Below are 24,979 nucleotides of genomic sequence, written 5' to 3'. Positions count from 1 at the left end.
GTCAATCGGAGGGTTGCCTTCCGGTCGGCCTTCGGCGGACCGGAAGGCGCGCGTCAGCCCTTGAGGGCCTTCTCCATCGCCGCGTTGAACTGCTCCGCCGTCATGGGCGCGTTGTCGCTGCCGTCCGCGGTGATCTTCTTGCCGTCCATCCTCAGGGTGGGCGTGCCGCGGACTCCGCTCTTGTCGAACGTCGCGGACATCTTCATCGCCCAGGCGTCGTAGGTCCCGCTCTCGACGTTCTTCTTGAACTCGGCGTTGTTCTTGAGCGCGGGCACCGAGTCCGCGATCTGCAGGAGGTACGAGTCCTTGGCGAACTTGTCGTCGTTCTCCTCGGGGTGGAACTTCTCCGAGTAGAGAGCCGCCTTGTAGTCCAGGAACGCCTCGGGGCTCACGTTCAGCGCGGCCCCCAGGGCACTCAGCGCGTTCTTGGATCCCTCACCCCCGGCGCCGTTGTCGATGAACGTCGCGCCGATGTACTTGACCCTGTACTTGCCGGCGTCCACGTCCTTGTCGAGCGTCGTGCCCACCTTCTGCTCGAACACCGCGCAGACCGGGCAGCGCGAGTCCTCGTACAGCTCCAGCGTCTTCTTCGCGTCGGCCTTGCCGATGACGACGGTCGTGCCGTCCTTGCCCTCGGTGTTCTTCGGTGCCGTGACCGAGGTGGCATCGGCCACCGACTCCCAGTGCGAGGGCTTGTTGGCCTGCATGATGCCGTAGCCGACACCGCCGGCGACCGCCAGCACCGCGATGCCGCCACCGGCGACGATCAGCTGCCGGCGCAGCTTGTCCTTCTTGGCCTGGCGCTCGCGCTCCAGACGCATCCGCTCGCGGGCCGCCGCCTTGTTGGTCTGGCTGTTGCGCTTGCTCATGATCGATCACTCCATGGGGACATCAGGAAAGAAGAGGGGACTGCGGGTTCAGGCGCAGAGCGCGACCGAACGCGGCGGTCCCCTCCGTCCCACGGAGTGCACGAGCAGACGCGTACGGGAGGGGCGGGGCGCGTACTGGCCGGGGCGGGAAGCAGGATGCAGGGGGCCCGGGGTGCGCACCGCCGCTACCGCCAGCAGCAGCGGCCGGAAGGCGACCACGCCCACCGCACGCAACAGCCGGGCGAGCGCCGCCTCGCCGCGCCGCAGCCAGGCCGCGGCGAGCAGCCCGACCGAGACATGCGCGGCGAGCAGCAGCCACGGGACGGCCGGGTCGGGGGAGTTCAACAGGGCGCCCAGGCCATGGTTCTGCGGGACCGCGGCCACTCCGGGCAACTGGGAGCCGACGCCGCCGCCGCACAGCACATCGAGACCGACGGACCGCAGCGACCCGGTGACCGGGCCGCCCGCGGCGCCGTAACAGGCGTGCTGGCCGGCGGTGAACACCGTGTCCGCGGCCAGCTCCAGCGGGACCAGCAGGCCGGCGATCCGCCAGAATCCGCGCTCCCGCCCCGACAGGGCGAACGCCGCCGCGAACACGCCGGCCGCGAGCGCGCCGACGGCCGCCAGCGGCAGCGGGGCGCCCGAGAGCAGCACATGGGAGGCGGCGGACAGCGTCACGACCAGTGCCGTGAAGATCGCCGCCCGCAGCCCCCTGAGCCGCATCCCGGATATGTCCATCGCCGGTGAGTGTCCCACGCCCGCCTGTAAGGAGTCCTTAAAGGCCGGGGGCCACGGCCGCCCGCAGGCCCGGGATCCGGCCGTTGCGGAACAGGTCCACGAAGATCTGGTGGTCCGCACGCGCCCGTGCGCCGTAGCTGTGCGCGAAGTCGACCAGCAGCTCGCCGAAGCCGTCCTCGTCCGCCGCGATCGCCGCGTCGATCGCACGCTCCGTGGAGAACGGCACCAGCGAGTGGCCGCTCTCGTCGTCCGCGGCCGCGTGCATCGTCGCCGTCGCCCGCCCCAGGTCGGCGACCACCGCGGCGATCTCCGCCGGGTCGTCGATGTCCGACCAGTCCAGGTCCACCGCGTACGGGGAGACTTCGGCGACCAGCTGGCCCGCGCCGTCCAGCTCGGTCCAGCCCAGCCACGGGTCGGCGTGGTCCTGAAGCGCCCGCTGGGAGATCACCGTGCGGTGGCCCTCGTGCTGGAAGTAGCCACGGATCCCCGGGTCGGTGATGTGCCGGGAGACGGCTGGGGTCTGCGCCTGCTTCATGTAGATCACGACATCGTTCTCCAGGGCGTCGCTGTTGCCCTCCAGGAGGATGTTGTACGACGGCAGGCCGGCGGAACCGATGCCGATGCCGCGGCGGCCCACCACGTCCTTGACCCGGTACGAGTCGGGACGGGTCAGGCTCGATTCGGGGAGCGTCTCCAGGTAGCCGTCGAAGGCGGCCAGCACCTTGTACCGGGTGGCCGCGTCCAGCTCGATCGAGCCGCCGCCCGAGGCGAACCTGCGCTCGAAGTCGCGGATCTCCGTCATCGAGTCCAGCAGCGAGAAGCGGGTCAGCGAGCGGGCCGCCCGCAGCGCACCCAGCAGCGGTCCCTCCGCGGTGTCCAGGGTGAACGGCGGCACCTCGTCGTTCTTCGCGCCCGTCGCCAGGGCGTGGATGCGCTCGCGGTAGGCGGCGGCGCACACCCGGACCAGCTCCGTGATCTGGTCGTCGCTGAGCGCCTTGGTGTAGCCGATCAGGGCGAGGGAGGCGGCGAGGCGCTTCAGGTCCCAGGTGAAGGGGCCGACATACGCTTCGTCGAAGTCGTTCACGTTGAAGATCAGGCGGCCGTTGGCGTCCATGTACGTGCCGAAGTTCTCCGCGTGGAGGTCGCCGTGGATCCAGACCCGGCCGGTGCGCTCGTCGAGGAACGGCCCGCTGTGCTGGTCCCGCTCCAGGTCGTTGTAGAACAGGCAGGCCGTGCCGCGGTAGAAGGCGAACGCCGACCCGGCCATCTTGCGGAACTTGACCCGGAACGCGGCCGGGTCGGCGGCCAGGAGCTCACCGAACGCGGTGTCGAAAACGGCGAGGATCTCCTCGCCGCGCTGGTCGGCGGTGGGCTGCGGGTCCGACATCGCGGGGTGCCTCCGGTGCATGACATGGGGGACAGCGGTTCCGTCCCGTCCAACGCATGAAGGTACGCAGGAGTGCCCCGCCCGTCACCCGGCCACCGCCGCACGATCGAGGGGCGTGGCCCCGCTGCTTTCCCTCGGAGTGTCAGTCCGGCGTCGTAGACTTCCACGCTGTCCCCCAAAGCGGGGGTCTGGGGTTTCGACCCCCAGGAGATTGCAGCCCGGAGGCGCACCGCCGTGACCAAGCCGCCCTTCACGCACCTTCACGTCCACACGCAGTACTCGCTTCTGGACGGTGCCGCGCGGCTCAAGGACATGTTCGACGCGTGCAACGAGATGGGCATGTCGCACATCGCCATGTCCGACCACGGCAACCTCCACGGCGCGTACGACTTCTTCCATACCGCGACGAAGGCCGGGGTCACCCCGATCATCGGCATCGAGGCGTATGTCGCGCCCGAGTCCCGGCGCAACAAGCGCAAGATTCAGTGGGGCCAGCCGCACCAGAAGCGGGACGACGTCTCCGGCTCCGGTGGTTACACCCACAAGACGATCTGGGCGGCCAACGCGACGGGGCTGCACAATCTGTTCCGGCTGTCCTCCGACGCATACGCCGAGGGCTGGCTGCAGAAGTGGCCGCGGATGGACAAGGAGACCATCGCCCAGTGGTCCGAGGGCCTGATCGCCTCCACCGGCTGCCCCTCCGGCGAGCTGCAGACCCGCCTGCGTCTCGGACAGTTCGACGAGGCCCTGAAGTCCGCCTCGGAGTACCAGGACATCTTCGGCAAGGACCGGTACTTCCTGGAGCTGATGGACCACGGCATCGAGATCGAGCGCCGCGTCCGCGACGGTCTGCTCGAGATCGGCAAGAAGCTCGGCATCCCGCCGCTGGTCACCAACGACTCCCACTACACGTACGCGCACGAGGCGACCGCCCATGACGCGCTGCTGTGCATCCAGACCGGCAAGAACCTCTCCGACCCCGACCGCTTCAAGTTCGACGGCACCGGCTACTACCTGAAGTCGACCGACGAGATGTACGCGATCGACTCCTCCGACGCCTGGCAGGAGGGCTGCCGCAACACCCTTCTGGTCGCCCAGCAGATCGAGACGGAGGGGATGTTCGAGAAGCGCGACCTGATGCCGAAGTTCGACATCCCCGCCGGGTACACCGAGGTGACCTGGTTCCAGGAGGAGGTCCGGCGCGGCATGGAGCGCCGCTTCCCGGGCGGCATCCCGGAGGACCGCCAGAAGCAGGTCGAGTACGAGATGGACGTCATCATCCAGATGGGGTTCCCGGGGTACTTCCTCGTCGTCGCCGACTTCATCATGTGGGCGAAGAACCAGGGCATCGCGGTGGGACCGGGCCGTGGTTCCGCGGCCGGTTCGATCGTGTCGTACGCCATGGGCATCACCGACCTCGATCCCATCCCGCACGGCCTGATCTTCGAGCGGTTCCTCAACCCCGAGCGTGTCTCGATGCCCGATGTCGACATCGACTTCGACGAGCGCAGGCGCGTCGAGGTGATCAGGTACGTGACCGAGAAGTACGGCGCCGACAAGGTCGCCATGATCGGCACGTACGGCAAGATCAAGGCGAAGAACGCGATCAAGGACTCCGCACGCGTCCTCGGCTACCCCTACGCGATGGGCGACCGGCTCACCAAGGCCATGCCCGCCGACGTCCTCGGCAAGGGCATCGACCTCAACGGCATCACCGACCCCTCCCACCCCCGCTACAGCGAGGCCGGCGAGATCCGAGGGATGTACGAGAACGAGCCGGACGTGAAGAAGGTCATCGACACCGCGAAGGGTGTCGAGGGCCTGGTCCGGCAGATGGGCGTGCACGCGGCCGGCGTGATCATGTCCAGCGAGACCATCACCGAGCATGTCCCTGTGTGGGTCAGGCACACCGACGGCGTGACCATCACCCAGTGGGACTACCCGCAGTGCGAGTCGCTCGGCCTGCTGAAGATGGACTTCCTCGGCCTGCGCAACCTCACGATCATGGACGACGCCATCAAGATGGTGAAGTCCAACAAGGGCATCGACCTCGAGATGCTCGCCCTCCCGCTCGACGACCCCACGACCTTCGAGCTGCTCCAGCGCGGCGACACCCTCGGCGTCTTCCAGTTCGACGGCGGCCCCATGCGGTCCCTGCTGCGGCTGATGAAGCCCGACAACTTCGAAGACATCTCCGCCGTGTCCGCGCTCTACCGCCCGGGCCCGATGGGCATGAACTCCCACACGAACTACGCGCTGCGCAAGAACAAGCAGCAGGAGATCACGCCGATCCACAAGGAGCTGGAGGAGCCGCTCGAAGAGGTCCTCGCGGTCACCTACGGTCTGATCGTCTACCAGGAGCAGGTCCAGAAGGCCGCCCAGATCATCGCCGGATACTCGCTCGGCGAGGCCGACATCCTCCGCCGCGTCATGGGCAAGAAGAAGCCCGACGAACTGGCGAAGAACTTCGTCCTCTTCCAGAAGGGCGCCCGGGAGAAGGGCTACAGCGACGAGGCCATCCAGGCCCTGTGGGACGTGCTGGTCCCCTTCGCCGGATACGCGTTCAACAAGGCCCACTCCGCCGCGTACGGACTGGTCTCCTACTGGACGGCATACCTCAAGGCCAACCACCCCGCCGAGTACATGGCGGCGCTGCTCACCTCGGTCAAGGACGACAAGGACAAGTCGGCCGTCTATCTGAACGAGTGCCGCCGCATGGGCATCAAGGTCCTGCCGCCCAATGTCAACGAGTCCATGTCGAACTTCGCCGCACAGGGCGACGACGTGATCCTCTTCGGCCTCACCGCCGTGCGCAACGTCGGCCAGAACGTCGTCGAGTCGATCATCAAGTCCCGCAAGGCCAAGGGGAAGTACAGCTCCTTCCCCGACTTCCTCGACAAGGTCGAGGCCGTCGTGTGCAACAAGCGCACCGTCGAGTCCCTGATCAAGGCCGGCGCCTTCGACGAGATGGGGCACACCCGCAAGGGCCTGGTGGCCCACCACGAGCCGATGATCGACAACGTGGTGGCGGTCAAGCGCAAGGAGGCCGAGGGACAGTTCGACCTCTTCGGCGGGATGGGCGAGGAGGAGAGCAAGGAGCCCGGCTTCGGCCTCGACGTCGAGTTCTCCGACATCGAGTGGGAGAAGTCCTACCTGCTCGCGCAGGAGCGCGAGATGCTCGGCCTCTACGTCTCCGACCACCCGCTCTTCGGCATCGAGCACGTCCTGTCCGACAAGACCGACGCGGCCATCTCCCAGCTGACCGGCGGCGAGCACGCGGACGGCGCGGTCGTCACCATCGGCGGCATCATCTCCGGCCTCCAGCGCAAGATGACCAAGCAGGGCAACGCCTGGGCCATCGCCACCGTCGAGGACCTCGCCGGTTCGATCGAGTGCATGTTCTTCCCGGCGACGTACCAACTGGTGTCCACCCAGCTCGTCGAGGACACCGTCGTCTTCGTCAAGGGGCGGCTCGACAAGCGCGAGGACGTCCCGCGGCTGGTCGCGATGGAACTGATGGTCCCCGACCTCTCCTCGGCCGGGACCAACGCACCGGTGGTCGTGACCATCCCGACAGTCAAGGTCACCCCGCCCATGATCAGCCGCCTCGGCGAGATCCTCAGCCACCACAAGGGCAACACCGAGGTACGGATCAAGCTCCAGGGTCCTCGCAAGACCACCGTGCTCCGGCTCGACCGGCACCGGGTCCAGCCGGATCCCGCTCTCTTCGGGGACCTCAAGGTGCTGCTCGGCCCGTCCTGCCTGGCCGGCTGATCCGCCCGAGTCGGCCTGCCACCCGAAGCCGCCCGCGCATCAGCAGAAGGGGCGCGCCCGTTCACCACGGGCGCGCCCCTTCTGCTGATCAGCAGTGTCAGTTGTGACCGAAGCGCTTCTGCCGGCCCTTGTGGGCCACGTCGGTCGGCGTCACCTGCGCGGCACGCTGCTCCGACTGCGCCTCCAGTGAGGACTTGGTCGCCTCCTGACGGCCGCGCTCCGCCGGGGACGACTTCTGACTGCGTTCACGATTCTTGTTCTTGGCCATGGGGGGTGCCTCCTTGAGGTTCAGGGCCTGCCCGCGGATCAGGGCCGGACAGCCCCTGGGGGCCAGGGTCGCGACCAGACTCACATACACGAAATACCGCCGCATTTTGGATCATTGCGGACCGTAGTCGGACCGCGGAGCCACGGAGTCGGCCGATCCGCCACGCCGATGATCGAGTTCCGGCCGTTAACCATCCGGCGGTCGGGCAGACTCGAAGGAAACCCGGAACAATCCCTGATCCGGACCCTTCCCGAACCCGGATTCCGAAGATCCGGAAGGGTTCTCGGAACCTGTCGCCGGAAGTGTCCCCGAAAGAGGGTGGAACGCGTGGACCGCTGCGTCGTCCTGGTGGACGCCGGATATCTGCTGGGTGCGGCCGCGAGTCTTCTCGCGGGAGAACCGGCGCGCTCACGCATCACCGTCGACCACGCCACCCTCATCCAGGGCCTGCGCGACCTGGCAGAGGCCGATACGGAACGGCCTCTGCTGCGGATCTACTGGTTCGACGGCGCCCCCGACCGGGTGCCCCAGCCCGAGCACCGCAGGCTGCGCGTGATGCCCCGGGTCACTGTCCGGCTCGGCGCCCTGACCCGCAGCGACGGCCGCTGGGCGCAGAAGGGCGTGGACGCCGCCATGCACGCCGAGCTCACGGAGCTGGCCAGGAATCGCGCCTGCTCCGATGTCGTGCTCGTGACCGGCGACGGCGACCTGCTGCCCGGGCTGATGTCCGCCAAGGAGCACGGCGTCGCCGTCCACCTGTGGGCGGTGCAGGCCGCCGACGGTGACTACAACCAGTCCGAGGATCTCGTCGCCGAGGCGGACGAGCGCCGGGTGCTGGACCGCGCCTGGATCACCCGCGCAGTCCGCGCCAAGGAACTCACCGGCATCTGCGCACCGCCGCCCGCGCCCCGCCCCGAGATCGCCGCCATCCTCTCCGCACCCCTGCCCGAATCGGCGCTCGCCGCCTCGGCCGAGCGCGCCGCCGAGGCCGCCGTCCGCAACGGCACGACGGCCGCGCCCCCCGACACCGACGACGACACCTCCGCAGCCCCCGCCGCGCCCAAGGGCGGAGTCCCCACCCCGAAGGACCTCGCCGGACTGCGTGCCCCGGGGCAGCACCCGGCACCGCATCCGGCGAACGCCACCCTGCGCTGGTCCTCCGACAGGGGCTGGGTGGAGCGTCCCGGCGGTGGCGCGCTCGGAGAGCCGCCGGAGACCGCGTCGCTGCCCACCCTCGCCCAGCTCACCAGCGCCGAGCAGCGCTGGGCCGACCGCGAGGAGGACATCACCACTGTCGGCGGCGACCCCTTCGAGGTGGGCCAGGTCTTCGCCCGCCGCTGGATGGCACGGCTGCCGGAAACGGGCCATGTGCAGAAGCTGTCCACCATGTATCCCCGCATCCCGCACCGCATCGACGGCGAACTGCTGCGGTACGCCGCCCGGTTCGGACTCCTCGCACACAAGGACGACCAGATCGACGAGCACGACCGCTACGCGATCCGTGCGGGATTCTGGCGCGAGATCGACGTACGGACCGCCGCCGAGCACGCTCCTACTGGTGAGCAGTCGGGGCCCGAGGGCATCCGGGGCGGCCGGACCCCGTAGTCTCGTACCTCGTGAGTACGGTGTGCGTGGTGCGGGATCTGGTCAAGACGTACCCCGCCGCGCGCGGCAGGAGGGGCGCACCCGGGACACCCGAGGTGCGTGCCACCGACGGCATCAGCCTCGACGTCCGGCGCGGCGAGATCTTCGGCCTGCTCGGACCCAACGGAGCCGGCAAGTCCACCCTCGTCCGCCAGCTGACCGGGCTGATGCGCCCGGACTCGGGCGGCGTCACACTCCTCGGCCACGACCTGGTGCGCCACCCCGAGCGGGCGGCCCGGCTCATCGGCTACCTCGGACAGGAGTCGACGGCGCTCGACGAGCTGACCGTCGCGCTCGCCGCCGATACCACCGGCCGGCTGCGTGGACTGACAGCACGGCAGGCCAGGGACGAACGGGACGCCGTCCTGGACGAACTGGGACTGACGGCGCTCGCCGCACGCCCCCTCAAGAAGCTGTCCGGCGGCCAGCGCCGGCTCGCCTGCTTCGCGGCCACCCTGGTCGGCGAACGCCCGGTCCTGGTGCTGGACGAGCCCACCACCGGGATGGACCCCGTCGCCCGGCGTGCGGTGTGGGCCGCTGTCGACCGGCGGCGGGCCATGAACGGAACCACCGTTGTCCTCGTAACCCATAACGTCATCGAGGCAGAAACCGTCCTCGACCGTGTCGCCGTCCTGGACCACGGCCGGGTCATCGCCTGCGACACCCCCTCGGGGCTCAAGGAACGCGTCGCCGGCGAGGTACGGGTCGAGCTGGTGTGGCGCGATCGGGCCCCGCTGGACGTGCCCGAGGTCGCCGCCCTGCGGGGCTCCGCACAGGAGTCGGGCAGGCGCTGGGTCCTGCGGCTGGCACCGGACGAGGCACGGGCGGCGGTCGCTGCGGTCACGGGCGGCGCGGCCTTCGCGGCGCTCGACGACTTCACGCTGGCCACACCGAGCCTGGAGGACGTCTACTTGGCACTCGGCGGGAACGCGACGAAGGGGCTGGTCAAGGCGTGAGCATCGTGTCCGCCGATTCCGCGAAGGCGGTGACCGCACGCAGCGCGCCGACCGACGACCGGCACGCCGTCGCACCGCTCGCGCCGCGGGCCCGGCTGCTGCCGGCACTCGCCGCCGTCTACCGGGCGCAGCTCTCCCGGGCACGCGTCGCCCGTATCCCGCTGCTGTTCGTGGCGACCTTCCAGTCCGTCGGGATCATGGTCCTGATGCGCGGGGTCGTGGACGGCGGTGCGGAGGCACGGGCGGTCGTGGCCGGGGCGAGCGTGCTCGTCGTCGCCTTCGTCGCGCTCAATCTGCTCGCCCAGTACTTCGGGCAGCTTCGGGCCGGAGGCGGACTCGACCACTACGCGACGCTGCCGGTGCCGCCCGCGGCGGTCGTCCTCGGGGCGGCGGGCGCGTACGCCTCCTTCACCGTCCCCGGGACGCTGGTCACGGCGGTCGTCGGCAGCGTGCTGTTCCAGCTGCCGCTGACGCATCTGTGGATCCTGGTCGCGGTGATCCCGCTCTCCGGCGCAGCCCTGGCCGGGCTCGGTGCCGCGCTCGGCCTACTGGCACCCCGCCAGGAACTGGCCACCCTCCTCGGCCAGCTGGGCATGTCGGCGGCGCTGCTCCTGGGCGTGCTGCCGGAGGAACGGCTGCCGGGGCCGATCTCGTACGCGCGGGATCTGCTGCCCTCCACGTACGGTGTCGAGGCGCTCGCCCGGACCTTCGGCCCGCGTCCCGACTGGGCGGCGGTCGGTCTCGACCTCGCCGTCTGCGCGGTCGTCGGCGTCCTCTCGCTGGCGGTGGCGACGTGGGCGTACCGGCGGGCAGCGGTCCGGTGAGGCGTCGCGCCGACGCGCCTGGCACGATGGCGGTGTGACCGCACCTCTGACGCCTCCCCACCAACCCCACCAGCCGTCGTCGGACGGCAACCCGTGGCAGTCCCCGCCGTCGGGTCAGGCCCCCGCCGGGTCGACCTGGACGCCCGAGGCCCATGGCCGGCGTCCGGACAAGGACGAACTGAAGCGGGACCTGCGGGACGCGGCTCTGGTACTCGTGGGCGTGACGGTGCTCGGCGTGGTGCTCGGCCTGCTGTGGCTGTGGCTGGCGCCGCGGGTGCCGCTGGTCGCCAACGACGGCGGCGTCTTCCTCAAGGACACGGAGGGCGAGGAGGCGATCGGCGCGGACGGAACGTTTGTCCTGCTGGCCGTGGGGCTCGGCGCGCTGAGCGCCCTGGCCGTCTTCCTCCTCCGCCGCCGCGGCGGTATCGCCCTGGTCATCGCCCTGGCGGCCGGCGGCCTGCTGGCGTCGCTGCTGGGCTGGGGCGTGGGTGTCTGGCTCGGCCCGACGACGGATGTGGCGCAGCACGCGCGCCAGGTCGGGGAGGGTGTCACGTTCGACGCGTACCTGGAGCTGGGGGCGAAGGGGGCGCTGCTGGCGTGGCCGCTGTCGGCGATGGTGGTGCACCTGGGGCTGACGGCACTGTTCGGCCCCGACGACCCGGAGCCGGAACTCCCGCCGCCGGGCTGGCCGCAGTCGGGCTGACGTTCAGGGGGCCGCCGCCCTCCGATCCGCCCCTCCGCGGGGAAACCCCGCTCGCAGGGCTACGCGCGGCCGATCGGTGCCAGCGTCGCCGACGTCAGTGTCGCCAGATCCTTCGGAGCCAGTTCGACCTCGAGTCCCCGCCGTCCCGCCGAGATGCAAATCGTCGCGTGGTCCGACGCCGACGCGTCCAGCACCGTCGGCAGCCGCTTGCGCTGGCCCAGCGGTGAGATGCCGCCCCGCACGTAGCCCGTCGTGCGTTCCGCCGCCGCCGGGTCCGCCATCGTCGCCCGCTTGCCGCCCACCGCCGTCGCCAGGGCCTTGAGGTCCAGCTGGCCCGCGACCGGGACGACCGCCACGGTGAGTGCGCCGTCCACATCGGCGACCAGCGTCTTGAAGACCCGGTCGGGGGAGACGCCGAGGGCCTCGGCGGCCTCCTCGCCGTACGACGGGGACGACGGATCGTGGTCGTAGGAATGCAGCGTGAACGGCGTACCGGCCGCGGTCAGTGCCACCGTCGCGGGCGTACCTCCGGCCTGCTTCTTCGGCTTCTTCGCCACGTCAGGATTCCTCGCGTCAGTTGGGACTCGTCGGCTGCCGGGTCAGGTCGACCGCCGGCAGCGACGGAAGATGGCGCAGCACGGCCGTCTCCGCGCGCAGCAGCTTCAGTTCCTCGCGCAGCCGTGTCGCCGTGTCCGGCGCCTGCAGCAGCCGCTGCTTCGTGGGGGTGTCCAGAACCGCCGCCGCGGCGACCAGGTAGGAGACCACCGAGGGCTCGTCCGGCAGGTCCGCGCCGGTCGACAGCGAACGTTCCCGCGCACCCGCCAGCCGCTGCTGGTAGCTGCGGAAAGCACGCAGCACGCCCTCCGCGAGCGCGCCCGCGCCGTCGCCCGCCTCCTCCGGGATCTCCTCCAGTTCGGCCGTCAGGAACGGCCCGCTCGCGTCCACGGACAGCAGCTTGACGCGGGTCGTGCCGGTGGCGAGCACCTCGAAACTGCCGTCCTCGCGTTCCCGGATCGTCGCCGCGTCCGCGATGCAGCCCACCCGGTTGAACGACTGGATGGGGTCCGGCCCGAAGCCCGCCGCGGGGCCGCGCTCCACGACCGAGGTCTGGTCCGGCATACCGGGTGCGGTGGGCGCGACCTCGCGCCCGTCGCGGATGGCGACGACGGCGAAGCGCCTCGGTTCCTCCTCGTCCGTCTTCAACAGCTCGCGCATCATGGCGCGATAACGCTCCTCGAAAATGTTCAGAGGCAGCACGAGCCCCGGGAACAGCACCGAGTTCAGCGGGAAGAGAGGGAGGCGAGCGGTGGTCACAGCGGTCAAGAGTAATGGTCGGCGGAACGGCCCCGGCCCCCGCACAGGGGCATCGTGGACGCGACCTCGATCCGCACCCCGTCCCGCGCCCCCAGGAACCGGCCCAGCGGGTCGTCGGTCACCGACGCCCAGGGGAAGGATGTGGCATACGGGCCGATCAGCCGGAACTGTTCCAGCGCGTCCGTCCACCGCTTTCGCGCCACCAGGACATGGGTGAGCAGATTACGGACCTCGGCCGGCCACGGATCGCCGACCGTGTAGTCGGCGGAGAGCGCGATCGCGAGATCCGCCGCCGCATCGATCCGGTCGTCCTGGACGGATGTCCGGGGCTCACCGGCGAGCAGCTGCGCGAACGCGGCACGGACCGGCAGTGCCTGTATCAGCGAACCGGGCAGCGCGTCGGCGGCCGCCTGCTCGGCGAAGTCGAAGCACTCGCGGTGCGAGCCGTACCACTGGGCGGAGAGGTACTGCAGCGCCGCCACATGACAGCCGTAGTGGTGCGAGGACCGCCGGATCGCCTGCTCCCACAGGGTCTCGAACGCGGTGTGCGTCGCATGGGTGCCGCGGGCATGGTCGAGCGCGATGCGCCAGGGCACCGGGTCGTGCGGCTCGGCCTCCGACGCGGCGTCGATCAGCGGCCCCACCTCCCGCAGCCGTTCCGCGCGCGCAGGGGACTCCCACGCACGGTCCATGGCGAGCTGTGCCTTGACCAACAGGGCGTCCGGGTCGCGGGGGGAGGCGCCGAGCCAGCTGCTGATCCACTCGTCGCGGCTGCGGGCGAACGCGGCGAGCCGTATGACGTACCGGTCGCGGTTCTCCCACTCGGCGGATTCCCGGGTGGTCGCCAGCAGTTTCGCCGCGCCCTCGTACTCGCCCTCGGCGGCCCCGACCAGCGCGGGACCGAGCCGCTCGTCGGGGGCGTCGAGCAGTACCGCCTCGTCGGGCACGAGGCCGTCGCACAGCCGGGGCGTATGACGGATCATGCGCGCGGTACGGATCAGAGCACGAAGCAAAGACATGGTGCGGACCATTGAAAACTGCAGGTGAACGCCACGCCAGAGGGCGCCTGTGAAACTTTGGTAGCGGCGGAAAGGTTGCTCGGGAGCCGGTCAAGACACCGTAAAGGAAGTGCCTCTTGTGTCCCGTCGGCCCTCATCCGCTCCCGTCCGCTCCCTCCTTCCGCACCGGCCCCATCGGCATCATCCGCGCCGCAGCAGCCGGGACGCACCCGCCGCGACGGTGGTCGCCAGGATCCAGCCCAGCAGCACCAGGGCGGCCGACGCCCACTGCCAGTGGTCCTCCAGCCGCCAGTAGCCGTCCTGGCCCAGGTTGATCACCGGGATCAGCAGATCCAGGGCGTACAGCGCCGGATTCCACTGCGGATGCTCGCTCTCCTTGATGGGCGCCGGAGCGACCTGTGCGAAGGCGATCGCACCCGCCGCCCACAACACCGCCATCCACAGCGCGGCGCGGCCGGGCCGATAGCCGTACGCCACCGTCCAGTCCTGCAGATAGCCCCACAGCTTGGCGGCCAGCGGCAGGGTCTCCCGGCGCCGTCTGAGCTTGGCCAGCAGCACCTCACGGGCGTCCGCGTCCTCGCCGCTGTTGCGCAGCACGGTCGCGAGACGTTCGTAGGGCTCCGGGGAGTACTCCGGGGTCGCCGACGCCACCCACTCCAGCCTCCGCGACAGCGGGAACTCCTCGTGGGGCACGAGGTTCTCGTACACGAATCCGCCCATGGCCAGGCCGCCCGGCCCCGGCCAGCTCGCCGCCAGGTCGATCAGCGTCACCACCTTCGCGCCGTTCAGCACGACCCGGCCCTCCTCGGGACGCTCCGCGTTGAAGCGCAGCTCCGGGGCCGTGATGCGGCGCAGCGACAGCTCCTCGTGAGGGCTCAGCACGAACCGGGCGCGGTTCAGGTCGACCGCGTCGCCGAACCGGCCGTCGTCCAGCCGCACCCCGCCGCGGCATTCGAACGGCTGCAGCCGGGAGCCCCGCGCCGGTGTCCCGTCGGAGGTGATCCCGAACGGGGGAGTGGCGCCCAGGTTGCCCGTCGCGACGCTCACCCAGGCTCCCGTCATGTACAGCGTGCGCTCCACGCTCAGCTGCGGTGCGTTCAGTGCGCGCCGCTCGCCCGCCGCACGCAGCCGGCTGCCCCGCAGGCTGAGCGACACCCCGACCTTCGCGCCGCGCAGGCTGAACTCGCCGTACGTCTCGATCAGTTCGGCCTGTAAATCCTGCGCGACCGACATGCCATCGGCGGCGATGGCCCGTCCGCGGCGGTCCGGGCGCACATGGATCTGGTTGATCAGCAGGTCCGTGCCGATCTGCGCGTCGGTGAGCCGGATCCCGTGCTCCACCCGGCAGCGCGGCAGATGCAGATCGCCCTCCGTGCGCAGCCGGGCCGCCTCGATGCGCGGGATGGCGCAGCTGACCATGCGCACGGTGGTGAAGTGCGCCTCGGGCATCAGCAGTTCGTTCTCGAAACGGCAGCCGTTCAGCTCCACGTACGGGGAGATGCTGCCGCCCGCCAGCTTGAGCGTCCCGGTGATCTGCACGCCCCGCAGCTTCAGAGCGGCCACCCGGCCGGGCCTGGCGGAGGGCCCGCTCAGCAGCAGCCGGGCCACGATTGCCGCCCGTACGCTGCGCTCGGGGCCCCACGGGCGGGGGGAGAACGGGTCGTTCAGCAGGGGGTCGGTGTCGCTGAGGTCGTACGTGCTTCCGTTTCTGAAGGCGTTCCACATGTGCTGCTCGGTCGGGCTCAGTCCCTCCGGAGGCCCGTCGTCCAGCGGCTCGGTCACTGCCGCCCCTCCGATTCGTTGGCTCGTACAGCTGTTCTTCCCGCTGAGTGACGGCCTGAACGCTAGTGGTGATGGTCAACTGGAGATAACAGGGGTGGCGCTTTTGCGCCTATGAGAGGCGTTGGCCGGGAGACGGGTGGGGCTGTATCAGCCACTGATACGGATAACGGACGCCTGAGGCGGTCTGAGAGAATTGTTTCCGTGATCTCTCGAATCGATCTGCGCGGCGACGCCCTCCCCGAGGGTGGCGCCCTGCGCGACCTGCTGCCCCGTGCCGAGTTCGACGTGGAAGCCGCCCTGGAGAAGGTGCGGCCGATCTGCGAGGACGTGCATCATCGTGGCGACGCGGCGCTGATCGAGTACGCGGAGAAGTTCGACGGTGTGTCCCTGGACCAGGTCCGGGTCCCGGTCACCGCCATCACCCGGGCGCTGTCGGACCTCGACGAGGACGTCAGGGCCGCCCTGGAGGAGTCGATCCGGCGGGCCAGGATCGTGCACCGCGCCCAGCGCCGCAAGGACCACACCACACAGGTCGTGCCCGGCGGCACGGTCACCGAGAAGTGGGTCCCGGTCGAGCGCGTCGGGCTGTACGCGCCCGGCGGCCGTTCCGTCTACCCCTCCTCCGTGATCATGAACGTGGTGCCGGCGCAGGAGGCCGGCGTCGAGTCCATCGCGCTGGCGTCCCCGGCGCAGAAGGAGTTCGGCGGGCTTCCGCATCCGACGATCCTCGCGGCCTGCGCCCTGCTCGGCATCGACGAGGTCTACGCCGCGGGCGGCGCCACCGCCGTCGCGATGTTCGCGTACGGCACCGCGTCGTGCGCCCCCGCCAACATGGTCACCGGCCCCGGCAACATCTGGGTCGCGGCCGCCAAGCGGTACTTCACCGGCCGCATCGGCATCGACGCCGAGGCCGGCCCCACCGAGATCGCCGTCCTCGCCGACTCCACCGCAGACCCGGTGCACGTCGCCGCCGACCTGATCAGCCAGGCCGAGCACGACCCGCTGGCCGCGGCCGTGCTCGTCACCGACTCGGAGGAACTGGCCGCTGCCGTCGAGCGCGAGCTGGTCCCGCAGGTCGCCGCAACCAAGCACGTCGTGGACCGGATCAAGCCCGCCCTGAGCGGCCGCCAGTCGGCGATCGTCCTCGTGTCGGACCTCGCCGACGGTCTCAAGGTCGTCGACGCCTACGGTGCCGAGCACCTGGAGATCCAGACCGTCGACGCCGCCCAGGTCGCCGACCGCGTGCGCAACGCCGGCGCGATCTTCGTCGGCCCCTGGGCGCCCGTGTCCCTGGGCGACTACGCCGCCGGGTCCAACCACGTCCTGCCGACCGGCGGCTGCGCCTGCCACTCGTCCGGACTGTCCGTCCAGTCCTTCCTCCGCGGCATCCACGTCGTCGACTACACGCGCGACGCGCTCGCCGATGTCACCCACCACGTGGTCACGCTGGCGGAGGCGGAGGACCTGCCCGCGCACGGCGCGGCCATGAAGGCGCGGTTCGGCTGGAAGGTGCCGCAGCGGTGACCGGTATCGACGATCTCCCCATCCGCGACGAGCTGCGCGGCAAGTCGCCCTACGGCGCGCCCCAGCTCGATGTCGCCGTCCGGCTGAACACCAACGAGAACCCCTACCCGCTCCCCGAGCCGCTCGTCGAGCGCATCGCCGAACGGGTCCGCGACGCCGCCCGCACGCTCAACCGCTACCCCGACCGGGACGCGGTCGAGCTGCGCACCGAGCTGGCCCGCTACCTCACCCGCACGACGGGACACGAGGTCGCCTTCGAGAACGTCTGGGCGGCCAACGGCTCCAACGAGGTCATCCAGCAACTGCTGCAGACCTTCGCCGGCCCGGGCAGGACCGCCATCGGCTTCGAGCCGTCGTACTCCATGCACGGGCTGATCTCCCGCGGCACCGGCACCGCCTGGATCTCCGGCCCGCGCAAGGACGACTTCACCATCGACGTCGCCGCGGCCGCCGCCGCCGTCGCCGAGCACCGCCCCGACGTCGTCTTCATCACCTCGCCGAACAACCCCACCGGCACGGCCGTCGGCGCCGACACCGTCCTCGCCCTGTACGAGGCGGCGCAGGCGGCCGGGCCCTCGCTCGTCGTCGTCGACGAGGCGTACGTCGAATTCAGCCACGGCAGCTCCCTGCTGCCGCTGATCGACGGCCGGCCCAACCTGGTGATCTCCCGGACCATGTCCAAGGCCTTCGGTGCCGCCGGACTGCGTCTCGGCTACCTCGCCGCCCACCCGGCCGTCGTCGACGCCGTCCAGCTGGTGCGCCTGCCGTACCACCTGTCCGCCGTCACCCAGGCCACGGCGCTCGCCGCGCTGGAGCACACCGATACGCTGCTCGGGTACGTCGAGCAGCTGAAGACCGAGCGGGACCGCCTGGTCGCCGAGCTGCGCGCCATCGGCTACGAGGTCACCGAATCCGACGCCAACTTCGTGCAGTTCGGCCGGTTCGAGGACGCCCACGCGACGTGGCAGCAGATCCTCGACCGGGGCGTCCTGGTCCGTGACAACGGCGTACCGGGCCGACTGCGGGTCACCGCCGGCACGCCCGCAGAGAACGACGCGTTCCTCGATGCGGTACGCGCCATCAAGAAGGAGCAGAACTCATGAGCGGCCGCGTAGGACGGGTCGAGCGCACCACCAAGGAGACCTCCGTCGTCGTCGAGATCGACCTCGACGGCACGGGCCAGGTCGATGTCGCCACCGGCGTCGGCTTCTACGACCACATGCTCGACCAGCTCGGCCGTCACGGCATGTTCGATCTCTCCGTCAAGACCGACGGCGATCTGCACATCGACACGCACCACACCATCGAGGACACCGCGCTCGCGCTCGGCGCCGCCTTCAAGCAGGCGCTCGGCGACAAGGTCGGCATCTACCGCTTCGGGAACTGCACCGTGCCGCTGGACGAGTCCCTCGCCCAGGTCACCGTGGACCTCTCCGGCCGCCCGTACCTGGTGCACACCGAGCCGGAGAACATGGCGCCGATGATCGGCAGCTACGACACGACGATGACCCGGCACATCTTCGAGTCGTTCGTCGCCCAGGCGCAGATCGCGCTGCACATCCACGTCCCGTACGGGCGCAACGCCCACCACATCGTGGAATGCCAGTTCAAGGCCCTCGCCCGCGCACTGCGCTACGCCTCCGAGCGCGACCCGCGCGCCGCCGGAATCCTTCCGTCCACGAAGGGCGCTCTCTAAGCCATGACCGGCCTCTCCACCATTCTCATCGTCGTCGGGCTCTTCCTCGCAGGCGGTGTGTACTCCTTCTCCAAGCAGAAGCTGCCCAAGGGCCCGATCGTCCTGCTCTCCCTCGCCTCGGCGATGTGCCTGGTCGCCGGAGTCCTGCGGATCCAGGGGATCTGGACATGAGCACTCGGAAGAACGTCGTCGTCTTCGACTACGGCTTCGGAAACGTCCGCTCGGCCGAGCGCGCACTCGCCCGCGTCGGCGCCGACGTCGAGATCACCCGGGACTACGACACGGCCATGAACGCCGACGGGCTCCTCGTCCCCGGCGTCGGCGCCTTCTCCGCCTGCATGGACGGGCTCAAGAAGGCCCGCGGCGAGTGGACCGTCGACCGCAGGCTCTCGGGCGGCCGCCCCGTCATGGGTATCTGCGTCGGCATGCAGATCCTCTTCGCCCGGGGCATCGAGCACGGCGTCGAGACCGAAGGCCTCGACGAGTGGCCCGGCACCGTCGGCCCGCTCAAGGCCCCGATCGTCCCCCACATGGGGTGGAACACCGTCGACGCGCCTGCCGCCAGTGAACTGTTCGCCGGCGTCGACACCGATGCCCGCTTCTACTTCGTGCACTCCTACGCGGTGCACGAGTGGACCCTCGACGTCACCAACCCGGCCATGCGCGCACCCCAGGTCACCTGGGCCACGCATGGTGAGCCCTTCGTCGCTGCCGTCGAGAACGGGGCACTGTGGGCCACCCAGTTCCACCCCGAGAAGTCCGGCGACGCCGGAGCACAGCTGCTGACCAACTGGATCGAGACGCTCTGATGCCGAAGCTTGAACTCCTCCCCGCCGTCGACGTCCGCGACGGCCAGGCAGTCCGCCTCGTCCACGGCGAGTCCGGTACGGAGACCTCCTACGGCTCCCCGCTGGAGGCCGCCCTCACCTGGCAGCGTTCCGGCGCCGAGTGGCTGCACCTGGTCGACCTCGACGCCGCCTTCGGCACCGGCGACAACCGCGCCCTGATCGCCGAGGTCGCCGAAGCCATGGACATCAAGGTCGAGCTGTCCGGCGGCATCCGCGACGACGCCTCCCTCGAGGCCGCCCTCGCAACCGGCTGCCGCCGCGTCAACCTGGGCACGGCCGCGTTGGAGACCCCCGAGTGGGTCGCCAAGGTCATCGCCGAGCACGGCGACAAGATCGCCGTCGGCCTCGATGTCCGAGGCACCACCCTGCGCGGCCGCGGCTGGACCCGCGACGGCGGCGACCTCTACGAGACGCTGGCCCGCCTCGATGCGGAGGGCTGCGCCCGCTACGTCGTCACCGACATCGCCAAGGACGGCACGCTGCAGGGCCCCAATCTGGAGCTGCTGAAGAACGTCTGTGCCGCGACCGACCGGCCCGTCGTCGCCTCCGGCGGCGTCTCCTCGCTGGACGACCTGCGCGCGCTCGCGTCCCTGGTGCCGGAGGGCGTCGAGGGCGCGATCGTCGGCAAGGCGCTGTACGCGAAGGCGTTCACGCTGGAAGAAGCACTCGCGGCGGTGGCCGCATGACCGCATCCGTCCGCAGGGTCGGCTCGGACGGCCCGTGGGAGGAGTCCATCGGCTACTCCCGCGCCGTCCAGCTGCCGAACGGACTGGTGCTGGTCTCCGGCTGCACCTCCGTCGTCGGCGGCGAGATCTCCGCGGGCGGCCCGTACGAGCAGGCGATCACCGCGTTCGGGGTCGCTCTCGACGCGTTGAAGCAGCTCGGGCTCGGGGCCCAGGACGTGGTGCGTACCCGTATGTACCTCACCCACGCCCGGGACGTGGAGGAGATCGGCCGCGCCCACAAGGAACTGTTCGGCGAGGTCCGGCCGGCCGCGTCGATGATCATCGTGTCCGGTTTCGTCGACCCCTCGCTGGTCGTCGAGGTCGAGGTCGAGGCGTACCGGCCGGACGCCACCGACGGAGGTGCCGCATGACCCTCGCGGTGCGAGTGATCCCCTGCCTGGACGTCGACGCCGGACGGGTCGTCAAGGGCGTCAACTTCCAGAACCTGCGCGACGCGGGCGACCCCGTCGAGATGGCCAGAATCTACGACGCCGAAGGCGCCGACGAGCTGACCTTCCTCGACATCACCGCCTCCTCCGGCAACCGGGAGACGACCTACGACGTGGTGCGCCGCACCGCCGAGCAGGTCTTCATCCCGCTCACCGTCGGCGGCGGGGTGCGCAGCGCCGACGACGTCGACAAGCTGCTGCGCGCCGGAGCCGACAAGGTCGGCGTCAACACGGCCGCCATCGCCCGGCCCGAGCTGATCCGCGAGATCGCCGAGCGGTTCGGCCGCCAGGTGCTGGTGCTCTCCGTGGACGCCCGCCGCACGGCCGAGGGCTCGTTCGAGGTCACCACGCACGGCGGCCGCAAGGGCACCGGCATCGATGCCGTCGAGTGGGCGCACCGCGCCGCCGAGCTCGGCGCCGGCGAGATCCTGCTCAACTCCATGGACGCCGACGGCACCAAGGACGGCTACGACACGCAGATGATCGCCGCCGTGCGCAAGCACGTGACGATCCCGGTGATCGCCTCCGGCGGCGCCGGAAGGCTCGCGGACTTCGCGCCGGCCGTCGAAGCCGGCGCCGACGCGGTGCTCGCCGCCTCCGTGTTCCACTTCGGAGACCTGCGGATCCCGCAGGTCAAGGACGCACTGCGGGAAGCGGGCCACCCGGTCCGCTGACGCCCGCCCGGGCCGGTCGTGCCGCGACCGGCCCGGGCGTCGTGGACTCTCCTGCTCGCCGGCGGACCGTGATGCCCCGAGAGCGGCGACCCCTTGGGAGCCCCGGCGCGGTAATACATTCTGCGGCGGTCGGGAGTGTCCGGCACGCGTTCCGGGCGCCGCGCCGCGAGCCGGGCCGTCGGCCGGTGGCCTTGGTGTGCACCTGCGTGGTCGTCATCGGGCTCGGAGCGTCGGCGCTGGTGGGCGCCGAACGCCTGCGCGCCTCCGCCCCGCTCGGCAACACGGCCCTCCCGTTGATCGCCCCGGCCCTGGGCCCTGGCAACGGCGCCGACAGCGGTCCCGACGCCCCGGCCCTGGACCCTGGCAACGGCGCCGACAGCGGTCCCGACGCCCCCTCCCGACGCCCCATGGGCCGGGAGGCGCTGAGAAGACGGCAGCCGATCAGCACGGACCGTCGGCCGTACGCCGGGGAGGTACGGCCGGCTGCCGGAATGCCGACCTGCACACGCGTGTACGGTTTCCCGGTCCCGCCCCGAAAGGACCCCAGCCCGCATGCCCGCCGTGGACGACCCCGCGCACACCCCTGTGGCCCCCGCCGCCGAGAGGCCCGCCCACCGCGACGGCAATGTGCTGCGCTGGCTGGGCGCGTACACCTCGTCGACCGTCGGCGACACCGTCTACTACCTGGCCCTGTCCTGGGCGGCCACCCGCGGCGGCAGCGCCGCCGAGGCGGGCGCGGTCATGGCGGTGAGCGCCGTACCACGGGCCCTGCTGATGCTCGGCGGGGGAGTCCTCGCCGACCGGCTCGGACCCCGCCGGGTCGTCATCACGAGCGACGCCGTCCGCAGTGCGATCGTGCTCGGTGTGGCCGCGCTCCTCCTGGTCACCGCCCCCGACCTGTGGCTGCTCGCCGCGGTCGCGGTGGTTTTCGGCATCCTCGACGCCGTGTTCCTGCCCGCGGTCGGCGCGCTCCCGCCCCTGCTGGCGGCGCCCGGACAGCTCGCCCGGATCCAGGGCATGCGGGGACTCGCCGGACGCGCCGCCGCGGTGGTTGGCGCCCCGCTCGGTGGCATCGCCGTCGGCTTCGGCGGCCCGGCGGCGGCGTTCGGTCTCGCGGGGATGCTGTTCGCCCTCTCGCTGCCGCTGCTTCTCGCCCTGCGCATCCCGCCGGTGCTCACCGTCGCCGACGCCGGTACCGAGCAGCCCCGGACCGGCGTCCTGCGGGACCTGGCCGACGGCCTGCGCCACGTGCGCCGCCACCGCGTCCTCGCCCCGCTGCTCGTCGTCATCGCCCTCAGCGACCTCGGCTTCGTCGGCCCGCTGGGCGTGGGACTCGCCCTGCTCGCCGACGCCCGGGGCTGGGGCGCCTCGGGCATGGGCTGGGTCCTCGCCGGTTTCGGCGCCGGCTCGGGTGCCGCTTCGCTGCTGCTCGCCGTACGGGGCCGGGTGCCGCGCGCCGGGTTGGTCATGGGGCTCGCCCTGGTCACGGGCTCGGCGGCGATCGCCGCGCTGGCCCTCTTCCCCGGTGTCGCCACCGCGGTCGGCATCGCCGTGGCCATCGGCCTGCTGACCGGCGTGAGCGGATCGCTGTGCAGCGCCCTGCTGCAGACCCAGTCCGACCCCGCCCACATCGGCCGCGTCACCTCCCTCGCGGGCTTCCTCAGCCTCGGCCTCGCGCCGCTCAGCTTCCCGCTCACCGGCGCGGCGGTGGGCGCATGGGGAACGACCCCTGTGTTCGCGGTCAGCGCGCTGGTCTGCGCCGCGGGAGCTCTGTACGGGCTGTCGTCGCAGAGCCTGCGCCGGGTGGAACTCCCGCACTGAGCGGGCCGGCCGGGGGTGGATGACGACGCCCCCGTCCACCGCGCCGGGTTGTCGGTGCCGCACGTTACGGTGACCCGCACGACGGGCGCCGATCACGAGGGGATGATGCGCGGTGGGCGGTGCGCCCCGCAGGATCACGGCCGAGGAACGACGTGCCCGTATCGGTGTCCGCCATCTCCTGGCGCCCGCTGCCCGCGCGGCGCGGGCCGAGGACGTCGCGGAGGCGCTCGTCGCGCTGCACGCCACGGACCCGGCCACCGTTCATCTCGCCGCCGCGGCCAGGATGCGCACCCCCGACGTCGCCGACGTCGAACGCGCCCTCTACGACGACCGCACCCTGGAGCGAATGCTCTGCATGCGGCGCACGATGTTCGTCGTCCCTGCCGCTCTCGCCCCCGTCGTGGAGGCGTCCACGGCCCGCGCCATCGCCGCCAAGGAGCGCACGCAGTGCGCCAAGTACCTCCTGGAAGGCGTCGGCTGGGACGCCGAGCGGCACGAGCAGGTCGACACGGCCGTCCTCGAAGCAGTCGCCCGCCGCGGCGCCGCGACCGCCGCCGAGCTCGGCACCGACGTACCCGAACTGCGCAGCCAGGTCGTGGTTGCACCCGGCAAGCCGTACGAGAGCCGCCAGGCCGTCTCCTCACGCGTCATCCGGGTGCTCGCCGCCGAAGGCCGCATCCGGCGCGGCCGCCCGGTCGGCACGTTCTCGTCCAGCCGGTTCCGCTGGACCCTGCCCGCCGCGGCGCAGGCCGCGTCCGGCATCGGCGTCGCGGAGGCCAAGGCCGAGCTGGTGCGCCGCTACCTCGCCGCGTTCGGTCCGGCCACCGTCGAGGACGTCAGGTGGTGGACGGGCTGGACCCTCACCGACACCCGGCGGGCGATCGCCGCCGTCGGCGCCGAAGAGGTACGCATCGACGAGGGGACCGGGCTCGTCCTGCCCACAGACGTCGGACCCGTCCGGGCCCCCGAGCCATGGGCCGCCCTGCTGCCCGCGCTCGACCCCACCGCGATGGGACGGCGGCAGCGCGACAGCTTTCTCGACCCCGAGCACGTCCTGGCCCTCTTCGACCGCAACGGCAACATCGGCCCCACCATCTGGTGGAACGGCCGCATCATCGGCGGCTGGGCCCAGGACCGAACCGGGCACATCCACCACCGGCTGCTCACCGACGCGGGCAGCGAAGCCCGCGCCGCCGTGGAACGCGAGGCCCGGCGGCTCGCCGCCTGGCTCGGCGACATCCGACTCACCCCCAGCTTCCGCACCCCGCTGGAACGCGAACTGGCCGGGACCGGGACCGCTACACGCCCAGCTTGACCTCGCGCAGCCGCGCGATCGCGTCCTTGTCGCCCTCCAGGTCGACCCGGGCCACCTCCTGGCGTCCGAACGCGAACAGCGTCAGCTCGCCCGGCTCGCCGGTCACCGTCACCACCGGTGCCCCGCGGTGTGCCACCGCCGTCTGCCCGTCCGGCCTGCGCAGCACCAGACCCACCGGTGACCTGCGGCCCAGCAGCCTGGCGCCCTTCTCCAGACGCGACCACAGGACGTTCTCGAACACCGGGTCCAGATCGCGCGGCGCCCAGTCGGGCTGCGCCCGCCGCACGTCCTCCGCGTGCACGAAGAACTCGATCGTGTTCGCGGCCTCGTCGATCTGCTTGATCCCGTACGGGGACAGCCTCGGCGGGCCCGTACGGATCAGCTGGATCAGCTCGTCGTACGGCTTCGCGGCGAACTCGGCCTGGATCCGTTCCGCCCGGTCCTTCAGGGCCTTCAGCAGTATTCCGCCCGCCGCGTCCGGCCGGCGCTCGCGCATCACCACGTGCGCGGCGAGATCCTGTGCCTGCCACCCTTCGCACAGGGTCCGGGCATCGGGTCCCGCCGCCTCCAACAGGTCGGCGAAAAGGAGTCGTTCACGCTTCGCATGGGTCGACATGTCCGCCAGCGTACGGCGACCGCACCGGGTCCG

The 24,979-nt window shown here is 71.1% G+C and carries 24 protein-coding genes; 15 read left to right on the top strand and 9 right to left on the bottom strand.

Translation table 11 applies throughout. The annotated features are described in order from the left end of the window. Nucleotides 1-53 precede the first annotated feature (53 nt). Genes AC067Z_RS01390 through AC067Z_RS01380 form a run of 3 tightly spaced genes read right to left on the bottom strand, consistent with a single transcriptional unit; the run spans nucleotide 54 to nucleotide 2,994 of the window. Entirely contained in the window at nucleotides 54-869 is an 816-nt protein-coding gene (locus AC067Z_RS01390; protein WP_478787341.1) for a DsbA family protein, read from the bottom strand. A gap of 48 nt (nucleotides 870-917) precedes the next feature. After that, a complete protein-coding gene (locus AC067Z_RS01385) occupies nucleotides 918-1,607 on the bottom strand; it encodes a hypothetical protein (protein ID WP_478787340.1) in 690 nt (229 codons plus the stop codon). A 37-nt stretch (nucleotides 1,608-1,644) separates the two neighbouring features. Then, nucleotides 1,645-2,994 (bottom strand): DUF2252 domain-containing protein, encoded by a 1,350-nt coding sequence (locus tag AC067Z_RS01380; protein WP_478787339.1) that lies wholly within the window; start codon nucleotides 2,992-2,994, stop codon nucleotides 1,645-1,647. 234 nt (nucleotides 2,995-3,228) lie between these two features. Here AC067Z_RS01380 and dnaE point away from each other — a divergent pair, with 234 nt between their 5' ends. After that, the gene (gene dnaE, locus AC067Z_RS01375) at nucleotides 3,229-6,768 is read left to right on the top strand and encodes a DNA polymerase III subunit alpha (RefSeq protein WP_478787338.1); all 3,540 of its coding nucleotides are present in this window, start codon (nucleotides 3,229-3,231) and stop codon (nucleotides 6,766-6,768) included. A 97-nt stretch (nucleotides 6,769-6,865) separates the two neighbouring features. Here dnaE and AC067Z_RS01370 read toward each other — a convergent pair whose 3' ends face one another. Then, nucleotides 6,866-7,036 carry a hypothetical protein gene (locus tag AC067Z_RS01370; RefSeq protein ID WP_478787337.1) on the bottom strand — a complete coding sequence of 57 codons (171 nt, stop codon included), beginning with the start codon at nucleotides 7,034-7,036 and terminating at the stop codon, nucleotides 6,866-6,868. A gap of 318 nt (nucleotides 7,037-7,354) precedes the next feature. Here AC067Z_RS01370 and AC067Z_RS01365 point away from each other — a divergent pair, with 318 nt between their 5' ends. Genes AC067Z_RS01365 through AC067Z_RS01350 form a run of 4 tightly spaced genes read left to right on the top strand, consistent with a single transcriptional unit; the run spans nucleotide 7,355 to nucleotide 11,163 of the window. Next, nucleotides 7,355-8,641 (top strand): NYN domain-containing protein, encoded by a 1,287-nt coding sequence (locus tag AC067Z_RS01365; protein WP_478787336.1) that lies wholly within the window; start codon nucleotides 7,355-7,357, stop codon nucleotides 8,639-8,641. Nucleotides 8,642-8,670: 29 nt separating this feature from the next. Beyond that, a complete protein-coding gene (locus AC067Z_RS01360) occupies nucleotides 8,671-9,636 on the top strand; it encodes an ABC transporter ATP-binding protein (RefSeq protein WP_478787584.1) in 966 nt (321 codons plus the stop codon). Next, a complete protein-coding gene (locus AC067Z_RS01355; RefSeq protein WP_478787335.1) occupies nucleotides 9,633-10,460 on the top strand; it encodes an ABC transporter permease in 828 nt (275 codons plus the stop codon). The genes AC067Z_RS01360 and AC067Z_RS01355 overlap by 4 nt, the downstream gene beginning before the upstream one ends. A 34-nt stretch (nucleotides 10,461-10,494) precedes the next feature. After that, a complete protein-coding gene (locus AC067Z_RS01350) occupies nucleotides 10,495-11,163 on the top strand; it encodes an ABC transporter permease (RefSeq protein ID WP_478787334.1) in 669 nt (222 codons plus the stop codon). Nucleotides 11,164-11,222: 59 nt separating this feature from the next. Here the strand turns inward: AC067Z_RS01350 and ybaK are convergent, their stop codons facing one another. The 4 genes from ybaK to AC067Z_RS01330 form a co-directional block, all read right to left on the bottom strand. Beyond that, on the bottom strand, nucleotides 11,223-11,720 hold the full coding sequence (gene ybaK, locus AC067Z_RS01345; protein WP_478787333.1) for a Cys-tRNA(Pro) deacylase: 498 nt from the start codon (nucleotides 11,718-11,720) through the stop codon (nucleotides 11,223-11,225). Between the two features lie 16 nt (nucleotides 11,721-11,736). After that, the gene (locus AC067Z_RS01340) at nucleotides 11,737-12,477 is read right to left on the bottom strand and encodes an LON peptidase substrate-binding domain-containing protein (RefSeq protein WP_478787332.1); all 741 of its coding nucleotides are present in this window, start codon (nucleotides 12,475-12,477) and stop codon (nucleotides 11,737-11,739) included. A gap of 5 nt (nucleotides 12,478-12,482) precedes the next feature. Beyond that, nucleotides 12,483-13,508, bottom strand: a complete 1,026-nt coding sequence (locus AC067Z_RS01335) for a hypothetical protein (RefSeq protein ID WP_478787331.1) — start codon at nucleotides 13,506-13,508, stop codon at nucleotides 12,483-12,485. Nucleotides 13,509-13,676: 168 nt separating this feature from the next. Continuing rightward, entirely contained in the window at nucleotides 13,677-15,278 is a 1,602-nt protein-coding gene (locus tag AC067Z_RS01330; protein WP_478787330.1) for an oxidoreductase, read from the bottom strand. Between the two features lie 201 nt (nucleotides 15,279-15,479). Here AC067Z_RS01330 and hisD point away from each other — a divergent pair, with 201 nt between their 5' ends. The 10 genes from hisD to AC067Z_RS01280 all read left to right on the top strand — a co-directional run bounded on the left by hisD (nucleotide 15,480) and on the right by AC067Z_RS01280 (nucleotide 24,330). After that, a complete protein-coding gene (gene hisD / locus AC067Z_RS01325) occupies nucleotides 15,480-16,802 on the top strand; it encodes a histidinol dehydrogenase (protein WP_478787329.1) in 1,323 nt (440 codons plus the stop codon). Further along, entirely contained in the window at nucleotides 16,799-17,905 is a 1,107-nt protein-coding gene (locus AC067Z_RS01320; RefSeq protein WP_478787328.1) for a histidinol-phosphate transaminase, read from the top strand. Before hisD ends, AC067Z_RS01320 begins: the two co-directional genes overlap by 4 nt. Continuing rightward, complete coding sequence (hisB, locus tag AC067Z_RS01315; protein WP_478787327.1) at nucleotides 17,902-18,498, top strand: imidazoleglycerol-phosphate dehydratase HisB; 597 nt, start codon at nucleotides 17,902-17,904, stop codon at nucleotides 18,496-18,498. Before AC067Z_RS01320 ends, hisB begins: the two co-directional genes overlap by 4 nt. Nucleotides 18,499-18,501: 3 nt before the next feature. Further along, a complete protein-coding gene (locus AC067Z_RS01310) occupies nucleotides 18,502-18,669 on the top strand; it encodes a hypothetical protein (RefSeq protein ID WP_478787326.1) in 168 nt (55 codons plus the stop codon). Then, nucleotides 18,660-19,307: an imidazole glycerol phosphate synthase subunit HisH gene (gene hisH / locus AC067Z_RS01305; RefSeq protein WP_478787583.1), complete on the top strand. Its 648-nt coding sequence runs from the start codon at nucleotides 18,660-18,662 to the stop codon at nucleotides 19,305-19,307. The genes AC067Z_RS01310 and hisH overlap by 10 nt, the downstream gene beginning before the upstream one ends. Continuing rightward, nucleotides 19,307-20,032 (top strand): bifunctional 1-(5-phosphoribosyl)-5-((5-phosphoribosylamino)methylideneamino)imidazole-4-carboxamide isomerase/phosphoribosylanthranilate isomerase PriA, encoded by a 726-nt coding sequence (gene priA, locus AC067Z_RS01300; protein WP_478787325.1) that lies wholly within the window; start codon nucleotides 19,307-19,309, stop codon nucleotides 20,030-20,032. Before hisH ends, priA begins: the two co-directional genes overlap by 1 nt. Then, nucleotides 20,029-20,442 carry a RidA family protein gene (locus AC067Z_RS01295; protein WP_478787324.1) on the top strand — a complete coding sequence of 138 codons (414 nt, stop codon included), beginning with the start codon at nucleotides 20,029-20,031 and terminating at the stop codon, nucleotides 20,440-20,442. The genes priA and AC067Z_RS01295 overlap by 4 nt, the downstream gene beginning before the upstream one ends. After that, nucleotides 20,439-21,194 carry an imidazole glycerol phosphate synthase subunit HisF gene (hisF, locus tag AC067Z_RS01290; RefSeq protein ID WP_478787323.1) on the top strand — a complete coding sequence of 252 codons (756 nt, stop codon included), beginning with the start codon at nucleotides 20,439-20,441 and terminating at the stop codon, nucleotides 21,192-21,194. Before AC067Z_RS01295 ends, hisF begins: the two co-directional genes overlap by 4 nt. A 552-nt stretch (nucleotides 21,195-21,746) precedes the next feature. Continuing rightward, nucleotides 21,747-23,015, top strand: a complete 1,269-nt coding sequence (locus AC067Z_RS01285) for an MFS transporter (protein WP_478787322.1) — start codon at nucleotides 21,747-21,749, stop codon at nucleotides 23,013-23,015. 112 nt (nucleotides 23,016-23,127) lie between these two features. Beyond that, nucleotides 23,128-24,330 carry a winged helix DNA-binding domain-containing protein gene (locus tag AC067Z_RS01280; protein ID WP_478787321.1) on the top strand — a complete coding sequence of 401 codons (1,203 nt, stop codon included), beginning with the start codon at nucleotides 23,128-23,130 and terminating at the stop codon, nucleotides 24,328-24,330. On the opposite strand, the gene AC067Z_RS01275 is transcribed toward AC067Z_RS01280, so the two are convergent. Then, entirely contained in the window at nucleotides 24,314-24,946 is a 633-nt protein-coding gene (locus tag AC067Z_RS01275) for a TIGR03085 family metal-binding protein (protein ID WP_478787320.1), read from the bottom strand. The two genes, AC067Z_RS01280 and AC067Z_RS01275, sit on opposite strands and share 17 nt — an antisense overlap. Nucleotides 24,947-24,979 lie beyond the last annotated feature (33 nt).

The organism is Streptomyces sp. NPDC043812, assembly GCF_056436245.1.
The sequence above is the reverse complement of the archived record's forward strand: the minus strand, read 5'-3'. Positions and strand labels throughout refer to the sequence as shown.